This window comes from Rhodosalinus sp. (genome assembly GCF_041685465.1).
Classification (GTDB): Bacteria; Pseudomonadota; Alphaproteobacteria; order Rhodobacterales; family Rhodobacteraceae; genus Rhodosalinus.
Genome location: NZ_JAWLFS010000114.1, coordinates 1 through 9,394, shown reverse-complemented (window position 1 = coordinate 9,394; position 9,394 = coordinate 1). Strand labels below are relative to the sequence as shown.

9 protein-coding genes are annotated in these 9,394 nt (G+C 70.8%); 4 read left to right on the top strand and 5 right to left on the bottom strand.

Features of this window, described 5'->3' with window-relative positions; genetic code table 11:
- On the top strand, positions 1-219 hold a 219-nt coding region (locus ACESL7_RS09095; protein WP_411289491.1), incomplete at its 5' end, for an AMP-binding enzyme.
- Here the strand turns inward: ACESL7_RS09095 and ACESL7_RS09090 are convergent.
- The gene (locus ACESL7_RS09090; protein ID WP_372893004.1) at positions 189-1,136 is read right to left on the bottom strand and encodes an NAD(P)H-dependent flavin oxidoreductase; all 948 of its coding nucleotides are present in this window, start codon (positions 1,134-1,136) and stop codon (positions 189-191) included. The genes ACESL7_RS09095 and ACESL7_RS09090 overlap by 31 nt on opposite strands.
- A gap of 158 nt (positions 1,137-1,294) precedes the next feature.
- Here ACESL7_RS09090 and ACESL7_RS09085 point away from each other — a divergent pair, with 158 nt between their 5' ends.
- Positions 1,295-2,854, top strand: coding sequence for a class I adenylate-forming enzyme family protein (locus ACESL7_RS09085; RefSeq protein ID WP_372893003.1), 1,560 nt, complete (start codon positions 1,295-1,297; stop codon positions 2,852-2,854).
- Between the two features lie 38 nt (positions 2,855-2,892).
- Complete coding sequence (locus ACESL7_RS09080; RefSeq protein WP_372893002.1) at positions 2,893-3,603, top strand: hypothetical protein; 711 nt, start codon at positions 2,893-2,895, stop codon at positions 3,601-3,603.
- Between the two features lie 31 nt (positions 3,604-3,634).
- On the opposite strand, the gene ACESL7_RS09075 is transcribed toward ACESL7_RS09080, so the two are convergent.
- Positions 3,635-4,258 (bottom strand): TetR/AcrR family transcriptional regulator, encoded by a 624-nt coding sequence (locus ACESL7_RS09075; protein ID WP_372893001.1) that lies wholly within the window; start codon positions 4,256-4,258, stop codon positions 3,635-3,637.
- A gap of 148 nt (positions 4,259-4,406) precedes the next feature.
- Between ACESL7_RS09075 and ACESL7_RS09070 the strand changes: the two genes are divergently transcribed.
- Complete coding sequence (locus ACESL7_RS09070) at positions 4,407-5,210, top strand: enoyl-CoA hydratase/isomerase family protein (RefSeq protein ID WP_372893000.1); 804 nt, start codon at positions 4,407-4,409, stop codon at positions 5,208-5,210.
- Between the two features lie 9 nt (positions 5,211-5,219).
- Here ACESL7_RS09070 and ACESL7_RS09065 read toward each other — a convergent pair whose 3' ends face one another.
- The 3 genes from ACESL7_RS09065 to ACESL7_RS09055 are packed head-to-tail and all read right to left on the bottom strand — an operon-like array spanning position 5,220 to position 8,760.
- Positions 5,220-6,482 (bottom strand): thiolase family protein, encoded by a 1,263-nt coding sequence (locus tag ACESL7_RS09065; protein ID WP_372892999.1) that lies wholly within the window; start codon positions 6,480-6,482, stop codon positions 5,220-5,222.
- Positions 6,464-7,468 carry a zinc-dependent alcohol dehydrogenase family protein gene (locus ACESL7_RS09060; protein WP_372892998.1) on the bottom strand — a complete coding sequence of 335 codons (1,005 nt, stop codon included), beginning with the start codon at positions 7,466-7,468 and terminating at the stop codon, positions 6,464-6,466. The genes ACESL7_RS09065 and ACESL7_RS09060 overlap by 19 nt, the downstream gene beginning before the upstream one ends.
- 53 nt (positions 7,469-7,521) lie before the next feature.
- A complete protein-coding gene (locus ACESL7_RS09055; protein ID WP_372892997.1) occupies positions 7,522-8,760 on the bottom strand; it encodes a cytochrome P450 in 1,239 nt (412 codons plus the stop codon).
- Positions 8,761-9,394: the final 634 nt, after the last annotated feature.

Genomic DNA, 9,394 nt, shown 5'->3' with positions numbered 1-9,394 from the left:
CCGGACTGGGGCGAGGCGGTGACCGCGGTGATCGAGCCGCGCCCCGGCGCCGAGGTCGCGCCGGAGACGCTGATCGCACTCTGCAGGGACCAGCTCGGCAGCCTCAAGGCGCCGAAATCCGTAGAGGTCCGGGACAGCCTGCCGCGCAACGCGACGGGCAAGGTGCTGCGCCGCGAGCTCCGCGCGCCCTACTGGGCGGGGCGGGAGCGTAGCATCTGACGGGCGGCGCGCCAGTCCGCCGCCATCCCGGCGATCACCTCCCCGGCCGGTCCGATCGTCGCCACCCCGCCGCAGCCGTGGCCCATGCTCCAGACGGTTTTCCAGGACGCGATGTCGAGTGCGCCTTCGTGCAGCGGCGTGCCGTCGGGGGCGATCACGCCCTCCCGCACGAGGCTTTCCCGCGCGAAATTGGCGGGGATGCCGGTGACGAGGCTGCTTTGAGTGACGCCGTCGGCCTCGGTCGCGACGACCGTCGCCTTGTGGTCGGCCAGCGCACGGCTTTCCTCGGTGGCGATGAAGGGCGTGCCGGCATAGCCCAGATCGGCGTCGAGGACTTCGAGCGCATGGAGCGCCCGCCCCGTCCCGATCGCGCCCGCCACCGCGAGGGGACCATCGAAGAACCGCCGCACCTCGGTCACGAAGGCGAAGGGGTTGAGCCAGCCGGTGTTGCCTCCGGCCCCCGCCGTCAGCAGCACGAGGCCGTCCACCCCGGCCGCCGCGGCCTTGCGGGCGTGGCGCACGCTGGCGACGTCGGAGAAGACGAGACCGCCGTAGGCGTGCACCTCCGCGACCACCTCGTCCGGCGGCCCGACCGAGGCCACGACCAGCGGCGCCCGCGCGCGCACCGTCGCGGCGAGATCGTCGCGCAGCCGCGTGTTGGAGCGGTGCACGATCAGGTTCACGCCCCAGGGCGCGCCACCGGCCGCACCATCGGCGATCCGCTCGAGCCACGCCTCGAGGTCCGCGCCCGTGCGCGCATTGATCGAGGGGAAGGCCGAGAGGGCCCCGGCGCGCGACGCGGCGACGATGAGCTCGGGGCCGGAGACGAGGAACATCGGCGCCACGAAGAGCGGCAGCTTGAGCCGCACCGCCAGATGCGCCCTGAGCGCGGGCCCTGTCCTCTCGTCCGGCCACATGCGCGGTCCTCCCGTTTCGACACAGGCTAACAAACAACTGTTTGGCGCGCTACAGGATCTGCGCTAGGCTCCCCAAGCGCCACGGCGGGAGGACACGCGGCACCTTGGGCCGGGACCGGCCGCCGCGCGCGACAGAAAAGGGAGGAGCGCTGACCGACATGACCGACGTGATCGACGACGCACAGGTCTATCTGCCCGATCTCTTCGCGGCGCACGCCCGGCACTACCCCGACAAGCCCGCCGTGATCTGCGGCGCCGAGCGGCGAAGCTGGGGCGCTTTCGTCGCGAACATCAACCGCGTCGCGAACTTTCTCAAGGACGCCGGGCTGAAACAGGGCGACCGTGTCGCGGTGATGATGGGCAACTCGGTCGAGATGCTGGAGTGCCTTTTCGGCGTGGTGCGCGCGGGCGGCTGCGTGGTGCCGCTCTCGGGGCTTCTGACCGTGGAACAGCTTCGCACCCTGCTTGCGGACTGCGGCGCGCAGACGGCCTTCGTCTCGGCCGAATTCGCGGATCGCGCACGCGCGCTCGCCGACACGGACACGGCCGTCGGCACTTGGGTGGCCTCCGGCTTCGAGGCAGGCGGCTGGCCGGCGCTGGAGGAGATCTACCGAAGCGCTCCCGACACCGTGCCGGACGTGCGGCACGCGATGACCGACACGTTCAACATCATCTATTCCTCCGGGACCACCGGCCTGCCGAAGGGCATCGTGCAGACGCATCGCGCGCGCCTGCACTGGGCCTTTTCCAACGCGGTCGAGATGGGCTTCGGCTCGGAAAGCCGGGCACTGACCACCACGCCGCTCTATTCCAACGGCACCTGGCTGATGATGCTGCCCACCCTCTTCGCGGGGGGCACGCTGCACGTCATGCCCGCCTTCGATCCGGCAGCGTTCCTGGAGACGGTGGCGCGGGAGGGGATCACGCACACCTTCATGGTGCCTGCCCAATACGTCATGGTCCTGGAGCGCCCGGAGCTCGACACCGCGGACCTGTCGAGCCTGCGCACGGTCCTCTCCGCCGGCTCTCCGCTCCGGCGCGAGACCAAGCGCCAGATCATCGCGCGCCTCTCGCCCGGCCTCTACGAGCTCTACGGCTTTTCCGAGGGCTTCGCGAGCGTGCTGAAGCCACACCAGCACGAGGAGAAGTTCGACACCGTCGGCACGCCGGTCCTCGGCTTCGAGGTGCGCATCCTCGACGATCAGGGCAACGAGGCGCCCCGCGGCACCCCGGGCGAGATCGCGGGCTACGGCGCCGGGCTCATGCAGGCCTACAACCGGCGCACGGACCAGACGGCGGAGCTGATCTGGCGCGACGAGCGCGGGCGCACCTTCGTGCGGTCCGGCGATATCGGCGTTCTGGACGAGGATGGCTTCCTGCGGATCGTGGACCGCAAGAAGGACATGATCATCTCGGGTGGCTTCAACGTCTTTCCCACCGACGTGGAGGAGATCGTGGGCTCCCATCCCGCGGTGCGCGACGTCACGGTGATCGGGGTGCCGCACGAGAAATGGGGCGAGAGCTGCCTTGCGCTGGTGATCCCGGCCGAGGGCGCGACCGCCTCGGCCGAGGAAATCCGTGACTGGGCGAATGCGCGGCTGGCCAAGACGCAGCGCCTCGTCGGCCTCGAGTTCCGCGAGGCGTTCCCGCGGAACGCCCTCGGCAAGGTCATCAAGAAGGAGCTTCGCGCCCCGTATTGGAGAGACGCTGCAAGTTGAAGAACAAGGGGCGTTGCAGCGCAGGGAGGAGAAACGACATGCGATACGCGACACGATACGCAACGGCCGCAGTGCTCACGACTCTGAGCGCCATGGCGCTGCCCGCGGCGGCGGAGAATGCGCCGGCCCCGCCCTATCTGATGACGGATGCGAATACCGTCACGATCGCGGTGACGTGGAAGGCCGAAAGCCTCACCGGGTTGCTGCCCGCCGGCGTGACCCCGGCCGAGGACCTGTCAGGCGGTCTCAACGTCTACGATGCCGAGGCGGGCTATGGCCTCACGCCCTACAGCGCCGCCTATGCCTACGTGAACCTCGCGGGGTGGGATTCGGCCTCGGGCGCGCCGGCGCGCCATATTCTGGGGGGCTGGTACGGGCCGGATCCGAAGGTCGCCGCGGCCATGCGTACGCATTTCGGCGCTGCCGTCGCTACGGGCGACGCCGGGCAGACCGAAGACGGCGACCTCTGGACCGGCACCGGCGGCGACGGTGCCGGCACGATCGAGCTGGTGGTCCGGCCTTCCGGCGACTGCGTGGCCGGCGGGGGCACGCTCAACTACGTGGCCGAAGCTGGCGGAGGTGCCGGGCTCGGGTTGCTTCAGATCCCCTTCACCGGGGACTATTGCATGGCCGAGCCCGTATCGGTGGAGATTTCGGGGCCCGAAGGCTCGGCGCTGGCGCAGATCGAGGTCGACGAGATGCTCGCCGGAGGACGTCTGCGCAATGGAGCCTTCACTTTCACCAAGTGACGTGCCCGGCCGCCGTTACCCCGGTACCGGCTTACCCCTGCGGGCGGTCTGCGTAGGCCGCCCGCAGCGTCGCGACGAAGGCGCGCGCGATTTCGGCCGGCGTCCGCTCGGCCGCAGGATCGAACCAGACGGGCACCCAGTTGAGCGCGCCGAGAAGCTGAAGGCGCAGGAGCACGGGGTCCACGCCCCGCGGCAGATCGAGGGCCTCGAAGAGCCGGCGGAACATGACCTCGTAGGCGTTGCGCTGTCCCTTGAGCGTCGCGTTGAGCGCGCGCCGGTCCTCGGCGAAATCGGGAGAGATGATGGTGATCATGTTGCCGGTGGCGATCAGCCCCTCGAGATGGGCGACGGCTGCCGCCTCCAGCCGGTCCCACGGGGTCGCCACACGGGCGACCGCCTCCTCGACGCGCCGGGTCATGTCCGCGACCACCCGTTCATGGATGGCCTGCAGCATGTCCTCCTTGGAGGCGAAATGGTAGTAGAGCGAGCCAGGCAGCATATCGACCGCCGCCGCGATGTCGCGCATCGAGGTCCCGTCGATCCCGTGACGCGCGATCAGCTCCGCTGCCTTGAGGAGGACCTCCTCGCGCTTGTTGCGGCGCCGCGGCCGGGCACCGTCCGCGCCGGCGTTCTCGTCTGCCTGTCGTATCGGCACTGCGCTCTCCCGTCTTCGGTCCGCCGGCCCACCCGGCCGCACAGGGGGCGCGGCCCGCGACCGGCGCGGCGGGATGGTTTTACCGAATGTTTGTTTGAATTTCGAGTGTGAATGCGGGGCGACCCGCCCGCGGCAAGGGAGACCGGCCATGGAGACCGGAAAGGCGACGCTTCATGTCGAGGGCGCAATCGCGCGGATCGTGGTCTCCAACCCGGACGCCGGGTACATGGACAGGGCGATGGAGGACGAGCTGCTCGACGCCGTGGAGCGCGTCGACGCCGATCCGGAGGTTCGTATCTGCGTTTTGTCCGGCGGAACGCCCGGCGTCTTCATCCGGCACTACGATCTCAAGGCGCTCGCGCCGCAGGCCCGGTCGATGGCCGCGCGCGGCATGACCTTCTCCATGGATCGCCCGGTGAAGGAGGGGCCGATCCACCGGGCGCTGCGCCTGATCGAGGAGGGCACGACGGTTTACGTCGCCGCGCTGAACGGCACGGCGATGGGCGGGGGCTTCGAGCTCGCGCTTGCCTGCGACCTGCGGACGGTCGAGGCGGGCGACCATGCCTTCGGCCTGCCGGAAATCAACCTCGGCATTCTGCCGGGCGCCGGGGGCACGCAGCGCCTGCCACGGCTGATGGGGCTGTCGCGCGCGCTTCAGATGACGCTCACGGGCGACACGCTCACCCCGCACCAGATGGTGGCGAGCGGGCTTGCCCTCGACGGGGGTGCGGACGCGGTCGCCGCCGCGCAGGCCCTCGCCGGGCGCCTCGCCCGGAAGCCCGCGCGCGCGCTCGCCCATATCAAGCGGTTGACGCGGCGGGGCGCGGCCCCGGACGCGGAGAGTTTCGCGCTGGAGCGCACGCTGTTCTGCGACCTGATGGTGACGCCGGAGGCCGGCGCGCTGCTCGACGACGGCGCGGCCGGGCGCCGCCGGATCACTGACGATCCCTGACCGCGCCCCTCATGTCGGTCCGGGGGCTTCGAGCAGGATCACCGAGCAGGCCGCCTCGTCGAAACCGATGACGCCGCCGCCGTTCTCGGCGAGCGCGATGCGGGCGCGCTCGGTCTGCCGCGCGCCGGCCTCGCCGCGCAGCTGCAGCGCGAGCTCGTGGATCATCGACAGGCCGGTGGCGCCCACCGGATGCCCCTTCGAGACCAGCCCGCCGGAAAGGTTCACCGGCAGACGTCCGCCGAGCGCCGTCGCCCCGCTCTCGACCAGCGGGCCACCGCCGCCGTCCGCGGCGAAGCCCAGCATCTCGAGCTGGAAGATCTCGCAGAAGGAGGTGGCGTCGTGCACCTCCAGCAGGTCCACGTCCTCGGGGCCTAGGCCCGCCCTGTCGTAGGCCTTGCGCGCGGCGACGCGGCTGAGCCCCGGTTCGTCGGCGGCACGGTACTTGCCGCCGCTCAGGACGGAGGCGCGGACCTTGACGGCGCGGCGACGGACCGCCTCCGGCATCCGCGCGAGCGCGTCGCCCGAGACGAGGATCGCCGCCGCCGCCCCGTCGCCCACCGGCGCGGCCATCGCGCGCGTGATCGGCCAGGACACCTCGCGGTCGGCCAGCGCCTCCTCGACGGAGACCTCGAAGCGGTACTGCGCCTTGGGGTTGAGCGCGCCGTGGCCGTGGGTCTTGGACGCGGCGACGGCGATCTGCTCGCGCGTGGTCCCGTGGTGGCGCATGTGCCAGGCGGCCTGCATGGCGTAGGTGTTCATGAAGACCGTGCCGCCGCCGCCGTTCGGCTCGAAGGGCTTGCCCGCCTCGTCTCCCCGCGCGCGGTAGTAGGCGTGCCATTCCCCGGGGTCGAGCTGGTCGATGCCGCCCTCGAAGATCTCGAGGGTGCGCGCCGGGTCCTCGGGCACGAAGGTCTTTTCCACACCGATGGCCAGCGCCACGTCCATGTCGCCGGAGGCCACGTCCTTCCATGCTCCGTGGAACGCCATCGACGCGGTCGCGCAGCCACCCTCCACGTTGATCATCGCCACCCGCTCGGGAAAGAGCCCCTCGCGCACCAGCGGCGTGAAACAGACCTGTCCGCGGATGTTGCGCTGTCCGAAGGTGCCCATGCCGCAGTTGCCGAACCACGCCTGCTCGATCGGCGTGCCGTCCTCCCAGCCGGCATCGGCGAGGCAGTCGAGATAGGCCTCCCGCGTGAGGTCCTTGAAGCCGTCCTCCGGCCGCTTGCCGAAGGCCGTGCAGGATGTGGCGATCACGTAGACGGCGCGCATCCGCTCTCTCCCGTCAGAAGGATCTTGCCCGAGCGCCCGCCCCGGGCGGCATGGGCGACCGCGTCGCGGACGCGGTCGAGGGGATAGCGCGCCTCCACCTCGGTGTGGATCACGCCCTCGGCGAGCTTCTGCGCGAGGAAGCCGTGCAGGTCGCGCATCGCCTCGGGGGACGCGGTGGCGTACCAGTCCGCGAGCCAGAACCCCTGCACGCGCACGTCCCGGAACACCAGATCGCGCGCGCCCACGCGGCTGTCCTCGCCCGAGAGGAGGCCGTAGACCACCACCCGCCCGCGCGGCGCCACCGCGGCGGCGAGCTCGGCGGTCGCACTGCCGCCCACCGCGTCGAACGCGAGGCGCGGCGGTGCGCCGGCGGCCGCGGTCACGGCGGCGGCGAGATCCGTGCGCCCGTCGTCCACGATCACGGCGTCGGCCCCGTCGGCCGCGAGCGCGGCGCGGACGTCGTCCCGGCGCACGATGTTGACCGTGTGCACCCCCATTTCGCGGGCGAAGCGGATCACCATGCGCCCGACGTTGGAGTTGGCGGCGTTCTGCACGATCCAGTCCCCCGGCGCGAGATCCGTGACCGAGGTCAGGAGCAGCCGCGCCGTCCCAGGGTTGGCGCGCATCAGCGCGGCCTGTTCGGGATCCGCGCCCTCAGGCGCGCGCGGCGCCATGCGCGCGTCGAGAACGACCGTGTCGGCCCAGAGCCCCTGCCCGGCCGGCAGCACCGCGTCGCCCGTCGCAAGATGCGTCACCCCCTCGCCCACGGCGTCCACCACGCCGTAGGCGCCGACGCCGGGCGTCGCGGGGAGCGTGATCGGCTCCGCACCGTAGCGACCTTCGATGGTGAGCAGATCGGCAGGGTTGATCGTCATCACCCGGTTGCGCACCCGCACCTCGCCGGGGCCGGGGAGCGGGTCGGGCGCCTCGACGATCTCGATCACCTCCTCTGGTCGCCCGTGCCGACGGAAGATCGCGCGTTTCATGTCCTCACCTCCCTTGTGCAGCCGCCGAGGGCCGCGCCGGCCGTGAGTGGCGGCTAACCTTTCAGGCGCACCGGCAATCGCCGGGTGCCCCGGGGCACCATAGCATCGAGCCATTCGGGCGGCTCGTCCGGATCGAGCGCCATCTCCGGGAACCGCTCGAAGAGCGCCTGCACGGCAATGCGCCCCTCCTCCCGCGCGAGCTTCGCGCCGAGGCAGAGGTGGATCCCCTGCCCGAAGGTCAGGTGCCGGTTCTGCGCGCGGGTGATGTCGAAGCGTTCGGGCTCCGCGAACTGCCGCGGGTCACGGTTGGCCGAGTTGACCATGACGAAGACACGCTCGCCCTCGCGCAGCCGTCGGCCGTGCAGCGCGTGGTCTTCCGCCACCTCGCGCACCAGTGCGTTCGTGGGCCCGTCGTAGCGCAGCACTTCCTCGATCGCGCCGTGAATCAACGCCGGATCCTGCCGCAGAAGCGCCAGCTGATCGGGATGGCGCAGCAGCAGAAGCGCCGCGTTGCCGATGAGGTTCGTGGTCGTCTCGTGCCCCGCGAAGAGGACGAGGATGCAGGTCGCCACGATCTCGTCGTCGCTCAGGCTGTCGCCCTCGTCCTGCGCCTCGATCAGGTCCATCAGGAAGCTCGGCCGGGGATCGCGCCGACGCTCGGCCACGAGGTCGCGGAAATAGCCCGACATCTTCTGACAGCCGCGCGCGGCGCGCGCGTATTTGTCGGTCGCATTGCGCGCACCGCCGATGAAGACGGCCATGTCGTCGGACCAGTCCTTGAAATCGTCGAGCCGGTCGCGCGGCACGTCGAGCAGGTCCATGATGACGAAGGCCGGCAGCTGCAGCGCGAACTCGCGGATCAGGTCGACCCGGTCGGCGCCGCGTGCCTCAAGCCGGTCGAGCAGCATCTCGGTGATCTCGCCGATGCTGGGGCGCATCCGCTCGATCGCCGGGGCGGTGAAGGCGTGGCGCATGATCCGGCGCAGCCGCGTGTGATCGGGCGGATCGCGGAACGCGAGCCAGAGGTTGAGGTAATGAATCAGGTCGCGCAGGAGCTCGGCCTCCGCCGGCGGGCGCGCGGTGTAGAACCGCACCAGCCGGTTCACCGAAAGGCTGTCGGAGAGAAGCAGATCGCGCACATCCTCATAGCGCGTGACGATCCACGACTTCACCGAGGGGCTCCAGTGGACAGGGTCCTGCTCGCGCAGGCGTGCATAGACGGGAAACGGGTCGGCCATGACCGCCGGATCGGACGGATCGTACACGATGTCGTCGGCGCCCTGCCCGTCCATGAAATCGCTCCATCCTGAGTGGCACAAGCCTTTTACCAAACGTTCGTTTGTTTGTATCGCCAGCCGGAGGGAATTTCAAGTCCGCGGCGGTAGAGTGTCCGCGAAACCTCGCAGCCTCGGCAGCTTGGGGTTTGCCTTGCTCGGCCGAGAATTGACGGCGTCCGGACGCCGCCATGATATGCCGCCCCGCTGGCGGTCTGCGACGGGCAGGACGCGACGCAGGCGCCGGCGAGCCATGTGGCGACCTGGCCCGGGGCGTCAGTGAACAGGCCCCGATCCGCGGATCGGAACCGCATGTCCATCTCATCGCCCCGGGCTGGTCCTGTCCTGCAACGGGCGCCGGCATTACGATGCCCGGCGGTCCGGCCTTTCTTCGGCTCGGTCCCTGCCGGGAACCGCGGCCGGGCCAGGACCGCCCTGCCGTCGACCGTGACCACGCCGGCGTCAATGCCTGCGCTGCGGGGAGCGCCTGATCGCGATCCCGCAGCGCATCGCTCCGACACCTCCCGCGCGTGGGCGCCGGTCGGCCGATGATGCCATGCGCTCAGCGCCCGGACGGGCTCTCGCTCGGGCTGAGCTTGCGGCGTCCGGCCACCTTGAAGCGGTCTGGTGCGCCGAAATCGCGCAGGCCGAC

Excerpts from the sequence above, each read along its gene's own strand:
- ACESL7_RS09090 (WP_372893004.1), bottom strand. The coding sequence starts at position 1,136 with ATGTGGCCGGACGAGAGGACAGGGCCCGCGCTCAGGGCGCATCTGGCG.
- ACESL7_RS09060 (WP_372892998.1), bottom strand. The coding sequence starts at position 7,468 with ATGAAACGCGCGATCTTCCGTCGGCACGGGCGACCAGAGGAGGTGATC.
- ACESL7_RS09070 (WP_372893000.1), top strand. The coding sequence starts at position 4,407 with ATGGAGACCGGAAAGGCGACGCTTCATGTCGAGGGCGCAATCGCGCGG.
- ACESL7_RS09080 (WP_372893002.1), top strand. The coding sequence starts at position 2,893 with ATGCGATACGCGACACGATACGCAACGGCCGCAGTGCTCACGACTCTG.
- ACESL7_RS09055 (WP_372892997.1), bottom strand. The coding sequence starts at position 8,760 with ATGGACGGGCAGGGCGCCGACGACATCGTGTACGATCCGTCCGATCCG.
- ACESL7_RS09065 (WP_372892999.1), bottom strand. The coding sequence starts at position 6,482 with ATGCGCGCCGTCTACGTGATCGCCACATCCTGCACGGCCTTCGGCAAG.
- ACESL7_RS09085 (WP_372893003.1), top strand. The coding sequence starts at position 1,295 with ATGACCGACGTGATCGACGACGCACAGGTCTATCTGCCCGATCTCTTC.